The organism is Flagellimonas alvinocaridis (assembly GCF_004916895.1).
Lineage (GTDB): Bacteria > Bacteroidota > Bacteroidia > Flavobacteriales > Flavobacteriaceae > Flagellimonas > Flagellimonas alvinocaridis.
In genome coordinates this window covers 23985-42461 of the sequence record NZ_SNTZ01000006.1, presented here as the reverse complement: position 1 = coordinate 42461, position 18477 = coordinate 23985, and the positions used below count along the sequence as shown (strand labels likewise).

The following is an 18477-nucleotide window of genomic DNA, read 5'->3' as shown; positions in this document are numbered from 1 at the left end:
TAAAACGTGGAATACAAATTTAAATCAGCACATGGCTGAAGAAAAAACAAGCGCTGCTGTAGAAGAAACTGTAGCAGCACCAGAAGTAAAAGAAGAAGTTCAGACCCAACAGGACCCTAAGGAGTACCTTGAGAATTTTGATTGGGACAAGTACGAAGAAGGAATTGAGCGTGTAGACGATAAAAAACTCAAGGAATTTGAAACTTTGGTTGAGGAGAACTTTGTGGACACCGCAGATGAGGAAGTTGTTGAGGGAACCGTGGTCCACATGACCGATCGCGAGGCCATCATCGACATCAATGCGAAGTCTGAAGGTGTTATCTCATTGAACGAGTTCCGTTACAACCCAGACCTAAAAGTAGGTGACAAAGTTGAGGTCCTAATAGACATCCGTGAGGACAAGACAGGTCAATTGGTACTTTCGCACAGAAAGGCTAGGACTATCATGGCTTGGGATCGCGTAAATGCCGCCCACGACAAAGAAGAAATCGTTACCGGTTTTGTTAAATGTCGTACCAAAGGAGGTATGATCGTTGATGTTTTTGGAATTGAGGCGTTCTTGCCCGGTTCGCAAATCGATGTGAAGCCTATCCGTGATTACGATCAGTATGTAGGTAAGACCATGGAGTTCAAGGTAGTGAAGATCAACCACGAGTTCAAGAACGTAGTGGTTTCGCACAAAGCCTTGATCGAAGCGGATATCGAAGAGCAGAAAAAAGAGATCATTGGTCAATTGGAAAAAGGCCAGGTATTGGAAGGTGTAGTGAAAAACATCACGTCTTACGGGGTATTTATCGACCTTGGAGGTGTAGATGGATTGATTCACATTACCGACCTTTCTTGGAGCCGTATCAACCACCCCAACGAAGTTGTGGAGTTGGATCAGAAATTGAACGTGGTTATCCTTGACTTCGATGATAACAAATCAAGAATCCAATTGGGTCTTAAACAATTGGAGAAACACCCATGGGATGCCCTAGGTGATGAAATCAAAGTAGGTGACAAGGTTAAAGGTAAGGTAGTAGTTATTGCTGATTACGGTGCCTTTATCGAAGTTGCTGAAGGTGTTGAAGGATTGATTCACGTTTCTGAAATGTCTTGGTCTACGCACTTGCGTTCTGCCCAGGATTTCGTAAACGTTGGTGACGAGGTTGAGGCTGTTGTTCTTACCTTGGATCGTGAAGACCGTAAAATGTCATTGGGTATCAAGCAATTGACTCCAGACCCATGGACCGATATCACTACCAAATACCCTGTAGGTTCCAAGCACAAAGGAATTGTAAGGAACTTTACCAACTTTGGTGTATTTGTTGAAATGGAAGAAGGTATCGATGGTTTGATCTATATCTCCGACCTTTCTTGGACCAAGAAAATCAAACATCCATCCGAGTTTGTTGCCGTAGGCGATACCTTGGAAGTGGAAGTTTTGGAATTGGACGTTGAAGGCCGAAAGTTGAGCCTAGGTCACAAGCAAACCACAGAAAACCCTTGGGACAAATACTCCGAAGAGTTTGCTGAAGGTACTATTCACAAAGCTTCCATTGCAGAGATTGTGGATAAAGGAGCTACCATTGACTTCAATGAGGATATTGTTGGATTTGTTCCATCAAGACACTTGGAGAAAGAAGATGGCAAAAAACTTGTGAAAGGTGAAGAAGCTGAATTCAAGATCATCGAGTTCAATAAGGATTTCAAGCGTGTTGTGGCCAGCCACACCGCAATCTTTAGAGAGCAAGAAGAGAAGAATGTCAGAGCTGCCAAGAAAAGGTCTACTTCGTCTGACGAAGCAGCACCAACCCTTGGTGATGCCAATGCACAATTGCAAGCATTGAAGGATAAGATGGAAGCTGATTCCAAAAAGAAGTAATCAGAACCTTCCTGAATATACAAGAAGCCCTGCTGGAAACAGCAGGGCTTTTTTTATGGTGTTGGCATTTTAAAGAATTGCTTACTTTTGCATACAAATGAGTCGGTCGCAACGCATATGAGCCAAAAAGTACTGCTTACTTCAAAAGAAATAAATATCATACTGCACCGGCTGGCCTGTCAGCTTTTAGAAAACCATTTGGATTTTAAGGATACAGCCCTGATTGGCATACAGCCGAGAGGTGTTTTTTTGGCCGAACGTTTGGCCAAAATACTTAAGCAAGAGTACAAGGTGAAAGAAATTGCCCTAGGATTCTTGGATATCACTTTTTTTCGGGACGATTTTGGAAGAGGGGAAATCCTCAAGGCCAATTCCACCAAAATGAATTTTTTGGTCGAGGAAAAGAAAGTAGTGTTCATAGATGATGTACTTTATACAGGAAGAAGCATCCGAGCCGCCTTAACGGCCATCCAATCTTTTGGCAGACCCCAGAGCATTGAATTATTAACTTTGATAGACAGGCGTTTTAGCAGGCATTTGCCTATTCAGCCTAATTATAGAGGTCGACAGGTAGATGCCATCAATGAGGAAAAAGTAAAGGTAATGTGGGAGGAAAATGACGGTGAGGATATGGTATATTTAGTAAGCAAATAAGTTAAGATGAGTGAACTGAGTGTAAATCACTTGCTGGGAATAAAGTATCTGAACAAAAAAGATATAGCGCTCATTTTTGAAACGGCGGACCATTTTAAGGAAGTCATCAACAGATCAATTAAAAAGGTTCCTACCTTGCGGGATACCACGATTGCCAATATTTTCTTTGAAAACAGCACCCGTACCCGACTTTCTTTTGAGCTGGCCGAGAAAAGGCTTTCAGCAGATGTTGTCAATTTTTCTGCGGGCCAATCTTCAGTAAAAAAAGGGGAAACCCTCATTGATACGGTCAACAACATTTTGTCCATGAAAGTGGACTTGGTGGTGATGCGCCACCCCAACCCTGGAGCGGGAATTTTTCTGTCCAAACATGTTAAGGCAGCGATTGTCAATGCGGGTGATGGTGCGCATGAACATCCTACCCAAGCCCTGTTGGATTCGTATTCCATTCGTGAAAAATTGGGAGACGTGGGAGGTAAGAATGTGGTGATAGTGGGTGATATTTTGCACTCCAGAGTGGCGCTTTCCAATATTTTTGCCCTAAAATTGCAAGGGGCCAATGTAAAAGTGTGCGGTCCTAAAACCCTGATGCCCAAATATATTGAATCATTAGGGGTAACTGTGGAGACCAATTTAAAAAAGGCATTGGAATGGTGCGATGTAGCCAATATGCTGCGTGTACAACACGAAAGAATGGATATCAGCTACTTTCCCTCCATACGTGAATACACCCAACAATTTGGGGTAAACAGACAGCTGTTGGACTCCTTGGACAAGCAAATTGTGATCATGCACCCCGGCCCGATCAACAGGGGAGTGGAAATTACAAGTGATGTGGCGGATTCAGACCAGTCCATTATCTTGCATCAAGTGGAGAATGGAGTGGCCATCCGTATGGCAGTATTATATTTATTGGCATCAAAAATTCAGTAGGATGATTTTCGACAAAGAAGGAACAACGACCATTGTTTTCCAAGAAAAGACCTCTCTTTCCATTTTTATGGAAAATTTGAACAAGGCTTATCCAAAGCTTAAGCATGACCACATTATTGTTAACCTATTTTCTTTTTCCAAGTTAACATCGGATGATATTTTGGAATTTTTGGATATCTCAAATACGCATAAGAGTTCTGGGAAATCCTTTGTATTGGTTACCAGCAAAGTATCATATGATGATGTTCCAGATGAAATCAGCGTTGTTCCAACCATTCAAGAAGCAAAGGACCTGATTGAAATGGAAGAAATTGAACGTGATTTGGATCTATGAAGTTGACCATTCTAGGATGTTATTCCGCAACTCCAAGAACGTTTACCAATCCAACTTCGCAGGTGCTGGAAATCAGGAATCATCATTTTTTGATTGATTGTGGGGAAGGAACCCAAGTACAACTTAGAAAATATAAGGTTAGGTTTTCAAGAATCAAACATATTTTTATATCACACCTTCATGGGGATCATTTTTTTGGTTTACCAGGGCTGATTTCAACCTTTCGCCTTTTGGGAAGAGAGGACGAAATGCATATTTATGGACCAAAAGGAATAAAAAATGCCATTACCCTTTTATTGAAGCTTGGGGATTCTTGGACCAATTTTCCCCTTATTTTCCATGAATTGGACATGAAGGAGCCTGAACTTCTTTTTGAAGACGAAAAAGTGAGTGTGAGCACCGTCCCACTAGATCATAGGGTTTACACCAATGGCTTTGTGTTTCGGGAGAAGCCCGCTCCAAGAACATTGAACGTGGAAGTAGCCAAAAAAATGGGTGTGGACCGCAGCCAGTTCAACAACATCAAGAAAGGAATGGATGGTGTATCCCCAAAGGGCGAGTCTATTGCCAACGCCAAATTAACGTTGGATCCACCAAAGCCAAAAAGTTATGCATTCTGTAGTGATACGGTCTATAATGAATCCATTGTACCTATTATTAAAGAGGTAGACGCTCTCTATCATGAATCCACTTTTCTAGAGTCCGAAGCCCATCTTTGTGCCAAAACAAAGCATTCCACAGCCAAGCAAGCGGCTCAAATTGCCAAGAAAGCCAAAGTGGGAGAGTTAATTTTGGGGCATTACTCCACTAGGTATAAGTCCATAGAGCTTTTTAGGGATGAAGCCCTAGAAATGTTCCCGAATGTTGCTCTGGCCGATGATGGAAAAACCTTTGAAATCTAGAGAAGGTATCTTAACACAAATAAAACAACTTTTCCAACCGCTATTCTTTGCTGAGATTTGAATTTTGACGAAATTCACATCATGCAGAAAGATTTGAGCGACTACCGTAAATCCTACGAAAAAAGAGCCTTATTGGAAAGTACCATTAAGGAAAATCCCATGGAACAGTTCCAAAAATGGTTCTATGAGGTGGAAGCAGCCAATGGAGTGGACGAACCCAATGCCATGACGATTTCTACTATGGGTTTGGATGGGTTTCCTAAAAATAGGGTGGTACTGATGAAAAAGTTCACCCATGAAGGGTTTATTTTCTACACCAATTACCAAAGCGAAAAAGGAAGGGCCATAGCCAGTAATCCCTCTGTTTGTTTGTCCTTTTTTTGGCCCAATATGGAACGCCAGGTCATAATAAAGGGCACTGCTGAAAAGATTGCGGAAAATCTTTCCGATGGGTATTTTGAGTCTAGACCTTTGGGAAGTCAATTGGGAGCAGTGGTTTCCAATCAAAGTGAGGTCATTGGATCACGCGAAGCTTTGGAAAAGGATTTGGAAGCCTTGGAAAAAGAATATGAGGGGAAGGAAATCCCAAGACCTTCTTACTGGGGAGGTTATTTGGTTCGCCCCATTTCCTTGGAATTTTGGCAAGGCAGACCCAATAGGCTGCACGACAGGATAAGATATACCCTCCAAGAAGATTATAACTGGAAAATAGAACGTTTGGCACCCTAATTCAATCGAATATGAAACAACTGATATTGATGCGACATGGAAAGTCCTCTTGGGACTATGAGGTGTCCGATAAGGATAGGCCGCTACTTCAAAGGGGTATCAACGATGCCCATCTGGTATCAAACACTTTTAAGAACAAAGCGCCAAAAATAGATTTTGCATATTCCAGCCCAGCGAACAGAGCGCTTCACACTAGCATGATCTGTTTGCGGAACCTTAACTTTGATCTAAACCAATTTCGGGTAGATAAGGCACTCTATGACTTTTCCGGGGACAATGTGCAACGTTTTGTGAAGAAACTGGACAATACCATCCAAGTAGTGGCGCTCTTTGGCCATAATTATGCGTTCACTTCGCTTGCAAATACATGGGGAGATCAGTATATTGAAAACGTTCCCACCGCCGGACTGGTTCATGTCATATTTAATACAGAGGACTGGTCCAAAATTTCAAAGGGAAAAACAGAGCAAGTCATCTTTCCAAAACACTTAAAATAAATAATGGTCAAAACAAAGAATGAATATATAAATAGGGAAATCAGCTGGTTGCATTTTAATGCGCGGGTACTTCAGGAAAGTGCCGACAAGAAAGTGCCCTTGATTGACCGACTTCGGTTTTTGGGGATTTTCAGCAATAACCTTGATGAATTCTTTAAAGTTAGATATGCCACGGTAAAACGCATTGTGGATGCGGGAAAAACCGGGAAAAGTGTCTTAGGGGGAGAAAGAGCAAAAGATCTTTTGGAAGAGATCACCAAAATTGTGATTGCCCAGCAGGCCCGTAGCCTTGAAATTTTTAAGACCATTGAAAAGGAACTCGAATCTGAAAACATTTTCATCATCAATGAAAAGGAAGTCAACGAGAACCAAGCCGAATTTATACGGGATTATTTCTTCCACAAGGTCAACCAAGAGTTGATGACCATTATCCTGAACGATCTTACAGAGTTTCCCATTCTGAAAGATACAGCGGCCTATTTGGCGGTAAAGATCGTTATGAAAAATGGTTCTGGAAATGGGAAACATAACCGATACGCCCTAATTGAGATACCAAAAGGGATAGACCGCTTTGTGGTCTTGCCAAAGGAAGGCGATAAGGATTATATCATCATTTTGGATGATTTGATACGGTTCTGCTTGGATAGTGTCTTCACCATGTTCGAATTTGAATCCATTTCGGCCCATATGATCAAGATAACCCGGGACGCCGAACTGGATATAGACAACGACCTGAGCAAGAGTTTTATAGAAAAAATATCCTCCAGCGTTGAGCATAGAAAAATAAGTGACCCGGTTCGTTTTGTCTACGATAAAAATATAGATAAGGACACACTCCAGTTTCTCAAGGAAAAGATGGATATCATGGGAACGGATAGTGTGATTCCTGGAGGACGTTACCATAATCGACGCGATTACATGGGCTTTCCAAGTTTGGGTAGACACGACCTTATGTACGAAAAGATTAATCCCTTACCGGTAAAAGGACTGAGCATGAAGGGAAGTCTTTTGGAAATGATAGCCCACAAGGATTATATGATCTATGCACCCTATCATACTTTTAGCTATGTGACCAAGTTTTTAAGGGAAGCAGCATTGGACCCCAAGGTGAGGACCATCAAAATCACTGTGTATAGATTGGCAAATGATAGCCAAATAGCTTCCGCTTTAATAAACGCGGTAAAGAATGGAAAACAGGTTACGGTACAAATTGAGCTTCAGGCCCGGTTTGATGAGCAGGCCAATATTGAGTATGCCAACCAGCTTCAAGCAGAGGGCATTAATTTAATTTTTGGTGTTCCTGGGCTAAAAGTGCATAGCAAGATTTGTTTGATTGAGCGTGAAGAAGCCCATGGAATACGAAGGTATGGTTTCATCAGTACAGGAAACTTCAATGAGTCCACAGCAAAAATCTATACAGACTATACGTTATTTACCGCTCATGATGGTATTCTTAAGGACATGAACAAGGTTTTTGGCTTTTTTGAGACCAATTATAAAATCAATAAGTACAAACACTTGATTGTATCGCCGCATTATACCAAGTCCACTTTTATTAAACTCATTGATAAGGAAATCAATAATGCTAAGGCAGGACGCGAGGCCTACATCAAAATAAAGATGAACAGTCTTACTTCGTACAAGATGGTAGATAAGCTGTATGAAGCCAGTAGGGCAGGTGTGAAGATCCAAATGATCGTGAGGGGAATTTGTTGCCTTGTGCCAGGTGTTCCAGGCATGAGTGAGAACATTGAGGCCATTAGTATAGTGGATAAATTTTTGGAACACCCCAGATTGTTCATTTTTGGCAACGGGGGAGACCCAAAGGTTTACATTTCTTCGGCAGATTGGATGACACGAAACCTCGACTTTAGGGTAGAAGTTGGTTGCCCTATTTACGATCCTGAAATAAAACAGGAAATGTTGGATACCTTTGAAATCTCATGGATGGACAACCTCAAGGCCCGTGTGTTTTCAGATAAACAGGACAATGCGTACAGACAGCGTCCAAAGGGTGAGCCAGAATTAAGATCTCAATTTGAATTGTACCATTACTATCAGAGGAAACTGCAATCCTAAAACTTTGAAATTTGGTCATACGAAAATTTGCGGCTATAGACATTGGGTCCAATGCTATACGGTTGCTCATCAATAACGTCATAGAACAGAAAGACAGGCCTACGCTTTTCAAGAAGAGTGAACTGGTAAGGGTGCCTGTACGATTAGGGGAAGATGCTTTTTTACGGGGTGCTATTTCAGATATCAGCCTAAAACGTCTCATTAAAACCATGCAATCCTTTGACCTTCTAATGCAGGTTTATGGTGTGGAAAAGTACATGGCCTGTGCCACTTCTGCACTGCGCGATGCAAAAAATGGCCGGGAAATCATTGAACGGATTCAACAAGAATCCAATATTAAAATAGAGATTATAGATGGCAAACGTGAAGCTGAGATTATTACTTCCACAGATTTAAAGGATGTCATTAAGACGGACCGTTTATATCTCTACGTTGATGTAGGTGGAGGAAGTACGGAATTTACAATTTTTGATAAGGGAGCACCCGTTCTGTCCCGTTCTTTTGAAATAGGAACAGTACGTATTCTGAACAATTTGGTCACGGAAACAGTTTGGGATGATATTAAATCCTGGATAATATCCCACATTGGACAGGATAGGCAGCTTGAAATTATTGGTTCGGGAGGAAACATTAATAAGCTCCACAAGATGTCCGGTAGAAAAATTGGGCAGCCTTTGTCCTATATCTGGTTGAATGCCCAGTATCATTTTCTGAACAGTATGGATTATGAAGACCGAATTGCCGAGTTAGGTCTAAACCAAGACCGGGCGGATGTAATCATACCTGCAACCAAAATATTCTTGAATGCGGCGAAGTGGAGCAGGGCCAAGAAAATTCATGTACCCAAAATAGGCTTGGCCGATGGAATGATCAAAACCCTATATTATCAAGAGGCCTAACCGTGCATGGTTTCCTTTTTGCCCAAATCTTTCATAAGGCCGGCTTCATACTCCAATAGATCTTGCCATTTTTGTTCTACCTCTTCTTTGTTTCCATATTTTCGGGCGAACTTTAGGAACATGGTATAATGGTTGGCTTCGCTTACCATAAGATTGCGATAAAATTCGGAGAGTTCTTCATCTGCAATTTCTTCGGAAAGCAATCGGAAACGTTCGCAGCTACGGGCTTCTATCAAAGCGGCATAGAGCAGCTTATGTACCAAATGGGTTTCTTTGCTACCTCCTTTTGGGAAAAACTTCATCAACTCAATCACATACTCGTCCTTTCGTTCGCGCCCTAAGACCCAACCTCTTTTTAAGATTTTGTCGTGCACCATGTTAAAGTGCCCCATTTCTTCGCGTGCTAGAGCAGTCATTTCCTTTACCAACTCTGATTTTTCGGGAAAACCAATAATAAGCGAAATGGCCGTACTGGCTGCTTTTTGCTCGCAATATGCGTGGTCGGTAAGGATTTCCTCTATATTCTTTTCAACAATGTTTACCCATCTTGGGTCAGTTGGTAATTTAAGCCCTAGCATAATGGCACTTTTTTATTTTCAAATACAAAGATAATGTAATGGTACCGTTAAAAATCTAGGTCGAACTCCTTCCTGAGTAAATCTATGGCCGGGTTCTTTTCCCGAAGCTTTTGGTATTTTTCCTCAGGAGTAAAGGCGAATTTTTTGGCCACTTCCTCATTTACGGTAATATGTAGGCTAATGGAATAGTTGTTCAGTTTCTCCTTTAAGTAATCCAGCATTAGGCTTTGTTCCCGTTCCACCTCTTTTTTCATGGTGCTATTGGGAAGTTCTATCCAGATGGTATGGTCATTTTTTAATTTGGGCACATCGGTCTGAAGGTTGCTGGCCAGTATTTTTCGCCCTTTTTGTTCTAATTGGTCTACAAAATCATCCCAATGTTGTTGCATTTCCTCTTCCGTAAAAATTTCCTTTGGAAGCTCGTCATGGTCAACCTCGGGAGCTTTGGTGTTTTCATGGGCTTTTTTGGCCTTGATACTGGATAGGGATAACCCGGAAACTCTTTTTTCAGAAGATATGATATTAATCTTCTTTACTGTTTTTTGGGGTTCCTTATGCTCTTGAACGACAGTCTCTTCGGTTTTTGATGGTTTCGAAGTAGTTGGCGGAGCAATTTCTACTTCTACCTTAGGTTGCTCATTTATTTTGGGAACAGAAATGCCATTTTTTGGGACCTTTATAGAAAAGTGGGAAGCCGGGATTATGAAATTAGAGTTTTTTTTTTCTCCATCGAAAGTGATGGAGGCTAATTTCATAAGGGTGAGTTCAACCAATAAACGTTGGTTTTTACTGGACTTATATTTTAGATCGCAATCATTGGCCATATCTATGGCTTGCAATAGAAACGTTTTTGAGGCTTTTCCGGCTTGTTCCTTATAATGTTGTTTTACATCTTCACCAACTTCCAATAATTCAATGGTCTCCGCATGCTGACATACCATTAGGTCCCTAAAGTGAGAAGCTAACCCAGTAATAAAGTGATGTCCATCAAAACCGTAGGACAGGGTTTCATTGAGAAGTATCAAAAGTTCCGGGATGTTGTTATCCAGAATAAAGTCCGTAGCAGAAAAGTAAGTGTCGTAATCGAGCACGTTCAGGTTTTCGGTAACGGCTTTTCGGGTTAGTTCCTTACCAGAAAAACTAACTACCCTATCAAAAATGGAAAGGGCATCTCGCATGGCTCCGTCCGCTTTTTGTGCAATAATATGCAAAGCGCTTTCCTCGGCTTCAATTCCTTGTTGCTCAGCTATGTATTTTAGATATTCAGAGGCATCCTTTACGGTAATGCGCTTGAAATCGAATATCTGACATCGGGACAGAATAGTGGGGATTATTTTGTGCTTTTCCGTGGTTGCCAATATAAAGATAGCATGCTTAGGAGGCTCTTCCAATGTCTTTAAAAAAGCATTGAACGCTGATTGGGAGAGCATGTGTACCTCATCAATGATGTAAACCTTGTATTTTCCTACCTGCGGAGGTATCCGAACCTGATCAATCAGGCTTCGGATGTCATCTACAGAATTGTTGGAGGCAGCATCAAGCTCAAAAATATTAAAGGCGAAATCCTCATCTTCCCTTTCTGTACCATCCTGGTTTATCTTTTTGGCCAAGATTCGGGCACATGTAGTCTTTCCTACGCCCCGCGGTCCGCAAAACAAAAGTGCCTGCGCCAAGTGGTTATTCTCTATGGCATTCAACAAGGTATTGGTAATGGCCGCTTGGCCCACTACATCCTTAAACGTCTGGGGACGATATTTTCTTGCTGAAACAATAAAGGGTTCCAAAATCTGGTACTAATTGAGTTTCTACAAATATAAAAATAGCATGCATCAAAGTTGTATCTGCTGGCTCTAGGAACCTTTTTTTTATTAACAATTAAGTTACCTTTGCCGCCAGCAGGCCACCTTACCGCTGCGGTTTTGGGTAACCAAGGCTGAAGAGGAAAGTCCGGACACCATAGTGCGGCATAGCGGGTAACGCCCGTCCGCCGAAAGGCGAGGACCAGTGCAACAGAAAGCAAGTACAGTTCGGCTGTAGTGAAATCAGGTAAACTCTATGCGGTGAAACGCCATGTAAACCAATGCTTGAGGGCTGCACGCCCAAGTTGGAGGGTAGGCGGTTAGAGCTTTTGGGCAACCAAAAGTCTAGATAAATGGTAAGGCTCGACAGAATCCGGCTTATGGCCTGCTTTTTTAAGCTTCAAAAAAGCTGAACACACTTCCTCCGTATTTTCGACTTTCTGAAAAATGGGGATGATGGGACAAATTGGTCTTATCTGAATGTTCAATGACCAAAAGGCCATCTTCAAGTAGTAGTTGTCTTTCAAAAACCAAATGGGCAATATTTAAAAATTTGTCCTCTTCAAAATCGTATGGAGGGTCAGCAAATATGATATCAAAGGTATCCGAAGTTCGCTGTAAAAATTTAAATACATCGGCCTTAATGGGGATAATGGATAGGTCCATTTCCTTGGCTGTTTTAGAGATGAAATGTACACAGCCGGCAAAACTGTCCACGGCCAATATTTCGCCAGCATCCCGTGATGCAAATTCAAAACTGATGTTCCCGGTCCCGGAAAAGAGATCCAACACCTTAAGTCCATCAAAATAAAAGCGATTGTTAAGGATGTTGAAAAGCCCTTCCTTGGCCATATCCGTGGTAGGACGTACGGGAAGTTTTTTAGGAGCTGTTATGCGTTTCCCTTTATATTTTCCAGAGATAATTCGCATTAGAGCGTGCTGAGTATGGAGAAGTCAATGGTTTCGTCTGCCAGTTGCTCAAAAGGGAAGGACAAGTTCCCTGGAACAAAAACCGATACATGTTCAATATAGTTTCGCGACAATTCGTAAATACCGTCCCCTTCTTCTACGCTTCCAAAAAGCTTTAATTGGATTTTCGTCAAATCTATTTGCAACTGTTCCAGACTAAAAAGCAGGTAGTACAAAAAGTCTTCCTTTGTTTTGTACTCAAACTGATTATAAAAAAGCAACTTTTTTTCGGAAACCACCATCATTTCCATATCCTTTTCGGACACCTGAATGTAGCAAACGGGTTGGTTGGAAACTCTGTTTTGGTTCAATAATGTATTGATGAGGACCGTACCGCTATGTTTGAATTCAAACTCACCAAAAAGGTCAAAAATGTAATTGTTGATGTTGGTATAAGGTACATAGACATTGACAATGTCCTGATTGGGAACTTCATCATGGGCAATAAGGTCATTGGCCATAATCTTGGCATTGAACTTTAAATAGTTGGGCAGTTCATCGGTATTGAAGAGCGGTTTGGGTACCAAACTGAACATATTGTTCTTATGGATGACCACCACTTCGGAAAACTCATTCCCAATTTTACTCTTTTGACCGAACATCCCCTTTAACTCCTTTAACATGAGATAGGGAGTGGAAGGTGTTTTGAACGCTATTTTTTCAAAAGCCAATATCTTTTTGGAAATAGTGTCCAAAACACAAAAAGAAAGTCCATTCAAGCCGACTTGAATGGACAATTTTCTAAAGGTGTTATTTTTCTTCGACTGTGTTATATCAGTTGTTTTTTCTGTCATAGATAGGGGGCCAGTTACCATTTGTGCTTACATCGGTAAGTGAACCTACTTTAATCTCTGTACCGTTGACCTCTTCTACACTCTGGTGCGAATTTTCTCTATCCAATAAATCCTTGGGTTGGTCATACAGAACAACATTTTTCTTCACTTTGGCTTCAAAAACAGGAGCTTTATATCCACTCTTATCAATAATGGCCGCTTTCATTTCGAACTTTTCTCCGTTTTGGGCAAAAGGAACGTCCATCATAGTCTTGTACCGGTTATCGGCTCCAAACAAGGAATCTTTCACCTTTACCTGTCCAAGGGTGTCGATGATGATGGTATCTTGCTGAAGTTCAATCTGATATGTTTTGTCAAATCTCATGAAGGAAGAATCCTTTTGGGAAGTGATTGTATAGCTGCCGGTATCTATGAATTGAATTAAGCTGTTGAAATCACCTGCGTACCTTCCATTAACGGTTTTATATGCTTCTTGGGAATCCCTGATGTCCTTAAGTTTGGCAATTACCTGGGAAAATCTTTCTTTTCTTATTTTGTTAAATTCAATGGGTGCATTGATGGATTGGTAAATTTTATAACCAAGGAAAATGCTCAAAAGACCAAAGGCAATAACGAGAACAGGCTTTATTTTTTGAGGTAAAAATCTGTCAATCAAGAATACAAGCCCTATGGTCAGAAGGGCAATCAATACAACGATAAGGATTAAGTTTAACATATCTGCTTCTGTCTTTCTAAGTTAATTTAGTGGTTACAGACAAATCTACAATTTTTTTTTAATCACGAAACTTTTTGCTTTAAAAATCCATGCTTACTTTAGTCGTTCATGGACCATCCCACAGTACCAAAATTTTTAGCAATTCTAACCGAAAAGTTTCCCCATATTCCTACCCAAAAACAGGAATTGGCCCTGACCAAATTGGCTCAGTTTGTATTGAGTGATAAAAAGGACGAAGTTTTCCTGCTTAAGGGGTTTGCAGGTACGGGAAAAACGACCATAGTGGCCACCATTGTGAGTAGTCTTTGGAAGATAAAGAAAAGTGCAGTGCTCATGGCACCTACAGGGCGTGCAGCCAAGGTAATGTCGGTTTACTCTGGAAATCAAGCTTTTACTATTCATAAGAAGATATACTTTCCAAAGAAACAGTCGGGTGGCGGCATACAATTTGTGTTGGCCCCCAACAAGCATAGGAATACCTTGTTTATCGTGGATGAAGCCTCCATGATACCCGATAGTCCAGCAGATTCCAAACTTTTTGAAAATGGTTCTTTGTTGGACGACCTTATATTTTATGTGCATTCGGGTCATAATTGCAAGTTGGTATTGATAGGGGATACGGCCCAGTTGCCACCGGTGAAATTGGAATTGAGCCCTGCCCTTGATGAAAATCGGTTATCCCTTAATTATGATAAGGAAGTGAATTGTATGGAATTGGATGAGGTGATGCGGCAAACCGATGACTCTGGAATTTTACACAATGCGACCAACCTACGAGAGCAATTGCAAAGTCATTTTTTCGATGAATTTAAATTTGAGATAGGCCCATTCACGGATGTCATTAGGCTTGTAGATGGTACAGAAATTCAGGAAGCCATAGACAGTTCCTACCATGAACACGGGAAAGAAGAAACTGCCATCATAGTCCGTTCAAACAAGCGTGCCAATCTGTACAATCAGAATATTAGGGAACGCATACTCTTTCTGGACCATGAAATTGCTGTTGGAGACTACATGATGGTGGTGAAGAACAATTACTTTTGGTTGCGACCCAATTCGGAAGCTGGATTTATTGCCAATGGCGATATTATTGAGATTTTGGAGTTAATGTCGATAAAAGAACTGTATGGTTTTAAATTTGCCGAGGTGAAGGTAAAGATGGTGGATTATCCCAATCAGAAACCTTTTGAAACAGTTCTCCTCTTGGATACCATCAATTCCGAGACACCATCACTTTCCTATGAAGATGGTAATAGACTGTATCAAGAGGTCATGAAGGATTATGCACATGAGAAATCAAAATATAAAAAGTTCCTTGGGGTAAAGAACAACCGTTTTTTTAATGCCCTTCAGGTTAAATTTTCTTACGCGATTACTTGTCATAAGTCCCAGGGAGGTCAGTGGGATACAGTTTTTGTGGAACAACCTTATTTGCCCAATGGGGTGGACAAAGATTATTTAAGATGGTTGTACACAGCGGTTACAAGGGCCAAACGTCAACTCTTTCTAATTGGATTCAAGGATGATTTTTTTCTTGACTAGGAATACGCTATTTTAGTCAATACCATGAACATTGAACCAGATACAATTATAAGTATATTCTTGGGTATTGGCCTAGCGGCTTCCGTTGGGTTTAGGGTATTTCTTCCACTTTTTGCCCTTAGTTTGGCAGCCTATTTAAATGTTTGGGAACTCAATGAAAGCTGGCAGTGGATTGGTAGCTTGGCAGCCCTGATTACCTTGGGGGTGGCAACACTTGTTGAGATATTCGCATATTTTATTCCATGGGTGGACAATGTTTTGGATAGTTTGGCAGTACCCTTGGCTGGGATTGCCGGAACGGCGGTGATGGTATCTACCGTGGCCAATTTGGATCCCGTAGTTACTTGGTCTTTGGCCATTATTGCAGGGGGAGGAACCGCAACAGCCATAAAAGGCGCCAATGCCGCAGGAAGAATGGCATCCACCACAACTACAGGAGGAGTGGCCAACCCTATTGTATCTACCTTGGAGACAGGAACGGCGGTGGCCGTTTCCACAGCTTCTATTTTGGCCCCACCAATTGCAGCAATTCTTGTGATCATCATTCTTGTGGTCATTTTTCGGATTTACAGAAAAATGCGCCCAAAAAAATAACAATCAATCAAAAAACCTTAAAGTAGTGAAGATAATTTCCATGATTCCGGCCCGATATCAGGCCTCTAGATTCCCCGCAAAACTTATGCAGGACCTACAGGGCAAACCTGTTATCCTCAGAACGTATGAGGCTGCGGTGAACACAGGACTTTTTGATGAGGTGTATGTAGTAACCGATAGTGACATTATCTCCAAAGTGGTCTCAGAAGTTGGGGGAAAGGTCATTATGAGCAAACAAAAACATGAAAGTGGAAGCGATAGAATCGCAGAGGCAGTGGAAGATATGGATGTGGATATTGTGATCAATGTGCAGGGAGATGAACCTTTTATAGACGGCGAAAGTTTGGAAAAGATCATAGAAGTGTTCAACAAGGATGAAAAAAAAGAGATAGATTTGGCTTCATTGATGACCCCAATAACCGATTGGGAAGAAATTTCCAATCCCAATACAGTCAAGGTGATTGTGGACAACCAAAATTGCGCATTGTATTTTTCACGTTCCCCCATACCCTATCCAAGGGATAAAGAGGTGGAAGCCACTTATTACAAACACAAGGGCATTTATGCCTTTAGAAAAAGGGCATTGATGGATTTTAAGAAACTGCCCATGCTGCCTTTGGAGGCAAAAGAAAAAATTGAGGCCATCCGCTTTTTGGAATATGGAAAAAAAATAAAAATGGTGGAAACCCATGTAACTGGTATAGAAATTGATACCCCTGAAGATTTGGAAAGAGCTATTAAAGCATGGAAATAGATTTTGGAAACATAAAAGTAGTTGGATTTGATGCGGATGACACCCTTTGGGTGAACGAGACCTATTTTCGGGAAACCGAAGAACGTTTTGCCGAACTCCTGGAGGAGTACGAGACTAAGAACAAGGTAGACCAAGAGCTCTTTAAGATGGAAATGGATAACTTGGACCTTTACGGATATGGTATTAAAGGATTTATGTTGTCCATGATAGAATCTGCTTTGGATTTGTCCAACGGCAAAGTTTCCCAGGAGACTATATCGGAAATACTCAATTTGGGTAAAAAAATGATTGCCCACCCCGTAGAATTGTTGGATGGGGTAGAGGAGGTGCTTTCCAAGCTTGAGGGTAAATACAGGTTGATCGTACTAACCAAGGGCGATCTATTGGATCAAGAAAGAAAATTGGAAAAATCCGGCCTATCAAAGTACTTTCATCATGTAGAGGTACTTAGTGAAAAAAAAGAAGCCAACTATAGCAATCTATTGGAACATCTCAAGATAAATGTCGATGAATTTTTGATGATAGGGAATTCCTTAAAATCGGATGTATTGCCTATATTGAATATTGGGGCAAAAGCAGTCCATGTTCCTTTCCATACCACTTGGATACACGAGATGGTAGCAGAAACGGAACAGGTGAACGACCACTTGAAGCTTAATAGCATCAAGGATATTTTAAAGTATTTATTGGATTAATGAAGATTCGTAGCGATTTGAAAAAAGACGTAATCACATCAAACAAAAAAACATACCGCAATTTTCCTATGGTGCCCAGAGTGGTGTTTGGACAAGGTAGTTTTTCCCAATTGGAAGAAATTTTATTGCCCAAACGAAAGAACTCAGACGCACCATTTATCTTTTTGGTGGATGACTTTTTTGAGAACAAGGAGTTTGTATCCAAGATTCCCTTGATGTTCAATGATGAAATTATTTTTGTTTCTGCCGAAGAAGAACCCAAAACGGCACAAGTGGATGCTTTGGTGGCCCTTATAAAAGATAGGTTCGATGAATCCCCATCCGGAATTATTGGAATTGGAGGGGGTACACTTTTGGATTTGGCCAAGGCCGTTTCCATTTTGCTCAACAATAATGGTATGGCCAAAGATTATCAAGGTTGGGACTTGGTCAGTAGACCTTCCGTATATCATGTTGGGATTCCTACTATAAGCGGTACAGGTGCCGAAGTTTCAAGAACTACGGTTTTATTGGGACCAGAAAAAAAATTGGGAATCAATTCCGATTATACAACCTATGATCAAGTTGTCCTTGATCCAGACCTCACTATAACAGTTCCCAAGGAACAATGGTTTTTTACGGGAATGGACTGTTTTATCCATTGTGTGGAATCACTTACAGGAAGTTATTTGAACGCATTTAGTCAGAGTTATGGTGAAAAAGCCATGGAACTTTGTAAGGAGGTATTTTTGGAAGATATACCAGCAAGCGAATCTAGGGATAAATTGATGATGGCCTCTTGGCACGGTGGAATGAGCATTGCCTACTCACAAGTAGGGATTGCCCATGCCATGAGTTATGGACTTTCATATCTTTTGGGTACCAAGCACGGTATTGGTAACTGTTTGGTGTTTCAGCATTTGGAAGAGTTTTACCCCGAAGGAGTAGAGCTTTTTCAAAAAATGCAGGAAAAGCACAATATTCAATTGCCCCAAGGCATCTGTTCCCACCTCACCCAAAACGATTTTGATATTATGGTGAATGTTTCATTGGGCATGGAACCCCTTTGGGAAAATGCGCTGGGAGAAGGATGGAAAAAAATAATGACTCCTGAACGATTACAGTCCCTGTACCAAAAAATATAAAAGCTAACTAGCTTGCCAC

The 18477-nt window shown here is 41.2% G+C and carries 19 protein-coding genes and 1 other RNA gene; 15 read left to right on the top strand and 5 right to left on the bottom strand.

The genetic code is table 11. From position 1 onward, the window contains the following. The first annotated feature begins 31 nt into the window (after positions 1-31). The 9 genes from rpsA (at position 32) to EZV76_RS11880 (ending at position 8894) form a co-directional block, all read left to right on the top strand. Positions 32-1867, top strand: coding sequence for a 30S ribosomal protein S1 (gene rpsA / locus EZV76_RS11920; RefSeq protein WP_136566789.1), 1836 nt, complete (start codon positions 32-34; stop codon positions 1865-1867). 117 nt (positions 1868-1984) lie between these two features. Continuing rightward, positions 1985-2521 (top strand): bifunctional pyr operon transcriptional regulator/uracil phosphoribosyltransferase PyrR, encoded by a 537-nt coding sequence (gene pyrR / locus EZV76_RS11915; RefSeq protein ID WP_136566788.1) that lies wholly within the window; start codon positions 1985-1987, stop codon positions 2519-2521. 6 nt (positions 2522-2527) lie between these two features. After that, entirely contained in the window at positions 2528-3454 is a 927-nt protein-coding gene (locus tag EZV76_RS11910; protein WP_136566787.1) for an aspartate carbamoyltransferase catalytic subunit, read from the top strand. A gap of 1 nt (position 3455) precedes the next feature. After that, positions 3456-3788, top strand: a complete 333-nt coding sequence (locus EZV76_RS11905; protein WP_136566786.1) for a ribonuclease Z — start codon at positions 3456-3458, stop codon at positions 3786-3788. Then, a complete protein-coding gene (locus tag EZV76_RS11900; RefSeq protein ID WP_136566785.1) occupies positions 3785-4690 on the top strand; it encodes a ribonuclease Z in 906 nt (301 codons plus the stop codon). The genes EZV76_RS11905 and EZV76_RS11900 overlap by 4 nt, the downstream gene beginning before the upstream one ends. Positions 4691-4771: 81 nt before the next feature. Then, on the top strand, positions 4772-5419 hold the full coding sequence (pdxH, locus tag EZV76_RS11895) for a pyridoxamine 5'-phosphate oxidase (RefSeq protein WP_136566784.1): 648 nt from the start codon (positions 4772-4774) through the stop codon (positions 5417-5419). Between the two features lie 11 nt (positions 5420-5430). Next, the gene (locus EZV76_RS11890; RefSeq protein WP_136566783.1) at positions 5431-5916 is read left to right on the top strand and encodes a SixA phosphatase family protein; all 486 of its coding nucleotides are present in this window, start codon (positions 5431-5433) and stop codon (positions 5914-5916) included. A gap of 3 nt (positions 5917-5919) precedes the next feature. Beyond that, the gene (gene ppk1, locus EZV76_RS11885) at positions 5920-7995 is read left to right on the top strand and encodes a polyphosphate kinase 1 (protein ID WP_136566782.1); all 2076 of its coding nucleotides are present in this window, start codon (positions 5920-5922) and stop codon (positions 7993-7995) included. Between the two features lie 11 nt (positions 7996-8006). Then, positions 8007-8894, top strand: a complete 888-nt coding sequence (locus EZV76_RS11880) for a Ppx/GppA phosphatase family protein (RefSeq protein WP_136566781.1) — start codon at positions 8007-8009, stop codon at positions 8892-8894. On the opposite strand, the gene EZV76_RS11875 is transcribed toward EZV76_RS11880, so the two are convergent. Together EZV76_RS11875 and EZV76_RS11870 are read right to left on the bottom strand one after the other, a co-directional pair. Next, on the bottom strand, positions 8891-9472 hold the full coding sequence (locus tag EZV76_RS11875; RefSeq protein WP_136566780.1) for a MiaE family protein: 582 nt from the start codon (positions 9470-9472) through the stop codon (positions 8891-8893). The two genes, EZV76_RS11880 and EZV76_RS11875, sit on opposite strands and share 4 nt — an antisense overlap. A 47-nt stretch (positions 9473-9519) precedes the next feature. After that, positions 9520-11256 (bottom strand): DNA polymerase III subunit gamma/tau, encoded by a 1737-nt coding sequence (locus EZV76_RS11870; protein WP_136566779.1) that lies wholly within the window; start codon positions 11254-11256, stop codon positions 9520-9522. A gap of 108 nt (positions 11257-11364) precedes the next feature. Between EZV76_RS11870 and rnpB the strand changes: the two genes are divergently transcribed. Beyond that, an RNA gene (gene rnpB, locus EZV76_RS11865) (RNase P RNA component class A) lies at positions 11365-11667 on the top strand. Here the strand turns inward: rnpB and EZV76_RS11860 are convergent. The 3 genes from EZV76_RS11860 to EZV76_RS11850 are packed head-to-tail and all read right to left on the bottom strand — an operon-like array spanning position 11665 to position 13662. Further along, positions 11665-12201 carry an RsmD family RNA methyltransferase gene (locus EZV76_RS11860; protein ID WP_136566778.1) on the bottom strand — a complete coding sequence of 179 codons (537 nt, stop codon included), beginning with the start codon at positions 12199-12201 and terminating at the stop codon, positions 11665-11667. The genes rnpB and EZV76_RS11860 overlap by 3 nt on opposite strands. Next, positions 12201-13034, bottom strand: coding sequence for a DUF3822 family protein (locus tag EZV76_RS11855; protein ID WP_236640915.1), 834 nt, complete (start codon positions 13032-13034; stop codon positions 12201-12203). The genes EZV76_RS11860 and EZV76_RS11855 overlap by 1 nt, the downstream gene beginning before the upstream one ends. After that, on the bottom strand, positions 13015-13662 hold the full coding sequence (locus EZV76_RS11850; protein WP_201741858.1) for a hypothetical protein: 648 nt from the start codon (positions 13660-13662) through the stop codon (positions 13015-13017). Before EZV76_RS11850 ends, EZV76_RS11855 begins: the two co-directional genes overlap by 20 nt. Positions 13663-13857: 195 nt before the next feature. On the opposite strand from EZV76_RS11850, the gene EZV76_RS11845 reads away from it, so the two are divergent. From EZV76_RS11845 to EZV76_RS11825, 5 genes are read left to right on the top strand one after another with little or no spacing between them, the layout of a single operon-like run. Beyond that, complete coding sequence (locus EZV76_RS11845) at positions 13858-15291, top strand: ATP-dependent DNA helicase (RefSeq protein WP_136566775.1); 1434 nt, start codon at positions 13858-13860, stop codon at positions 15289-15291. Positions 15292-15321: 30 nt separating this feature from the next. Beyond that, complete coding sequence (locus tag EZV76_RS11840; protein WP_136566860.1) at positions 15322-15885, top strand: DUF4126 domain-containing protein; 564 nt, start codon at positions 15322-15324, stop codon at positions 15883-15885. 40 nt (positions 15886-15925) lie between these two features. Further along, positions 15926-16639 carry a 3-deoxy-manno-octulosonate cytidylyltransferase gene (gene kdsB / locus EZV76_RS11835; RefSeq protein ID WP_201741857.1) on the top strand — a complete coding sequence of 238 codons (714 nt, stop codon included), beginning with the start codon at positions 15926-15928 and terminating at the stop codon, positions 16637-16639. Further along, the gene (locus tag EZV76_RS11830; protein WP_136566773.1) at positions 16630-17334 is read left to right on the top strand and encodes an HAD family hydrolase; all 705 of its coding nucleotides are present in this window, start codon (positions 16630-16632) and stop codon (positions 17332-17334) included. Before kdsB ends, EZV76_RS11830 begins: the two co-directional genes overlap by 10 nt. Further along, positions 17334-18458: an iron-containing alcohol dehydrogenase family protein gene (locus EZV76_RS11825; RefSeq protein ID WP_136566772.1), complete on the top strand. Its 1125-nt coding sequence runs from the start codon at positions 17334-17336 to the stop codon at positions 18456-18458. The genes EZV76_RS11830 and EZV76_RS11825 overlap by 1 nt, the downstream gene beginning before the upstream one ends. Positions 18459-18477 lie beyond the last annotated feature (19 nt).

Bases quoted from the DNA above. Each gene is read 5' to 3' on its own strand.
- kdsB (WP_201741857.1), top strand. From the start codon at position 15,926: ATGATTCCGGCCCGATATCAGGCCTCTAGATTCCCCGCAAAACTTATG.
- EZV76_RS11830 (WP_136566773.1), top strand. From the start codon at position 16,630: ATGGAAATAGATTTTGGAAACATAAAAGTAGTTGGATTTGATGCGGAT.
- EZV76_RS11910 (WP_136566787.1), top strand. From the start codon at position 2,528: ATGAGTGAACTGAGTGTAAATCACTTGCTGGGAATAAAGTATCTGAAC.
- pdxH (WP_136566784.1), top strand. From the start codon at position 4,772: ATGCAGAAAGATTTGAGCGACTACCGTAAATCCTACGAAAAAAGAGCC.
- EZV76_RS11845 (WP_136566775.1), top strand. From the start codon at position 13,858: ATGGACCATCCCACAGTACCAAAATTTTTAGCAATTCTAACCGAAAAG.
- EZV76_RS11875 (WP_136566780.1), bottom strand. From the start codon at position 9,472: ATGCTAGGGCTTAAATTACCAACTGACCCAAGATGGGTAAACATTGTT.
- EZV76_RS11905 (WP_136566786.1), top strand. From the start codon at position 3,456: ATGATTTTCGACAAAGAAGGAACAACGACCATTGTTTTCCAAGAAAAG.
- EZV76_RS11860 (WP_136566778.1), bottom strand. From the start codon at position 12,201: ATGCGAATTATCTCTGGAAAATATAAAGGGAAACGCATAACAGCTCCT.
- ppk1 (WP_136566782.1), top strand. From the start codon at position 5,920: ATGGTCAAAACAAAGAATGAATATATAAATAGGGAAATCAGCTGGTTG.
- EZV76_RS11900 (WP_136566785.1), top strand. From the start codon at position 3,785: ATGAAGTTGACCATTCTAGGATGTTATTCCGCAACTCCAAGAACGTTT.
- EZV76_RS11855 (WP_236640915.1), bottom strand. From the start codon at position 13,034: ATGACAGAAAAAACAACTGATATAACACAGTCGAAGAAAAATAACACC.
- rpsA (WP_136566789.1), top strand. From the start codon at position 32: ATGGCTGAAGAAAAAACAAGCGCTGCTGTAGAAGAAACTGTAGCAGCA.
- EZV76_RS11825 (WP_136566772.1), top strand. From the start codon at position 17,334: ATGAAGATTCGTAGCGATTTGAAAAAAGACGTAATCACATCAAACAAA.
- pyrR (WP_136566788.1), top strand. From the start codon at position 1,985: ATGAGCCAAAAAGTACTGCTTACTTCAAAAGAAATAAATATCATACTG.
- EZV76_RS11890 (WP_136566783.1), top strand. From the start codon at position 5,431: ATGAAACAACTGATATTGATGCGACATGGAAAGTCCTCTTGGGACTAT.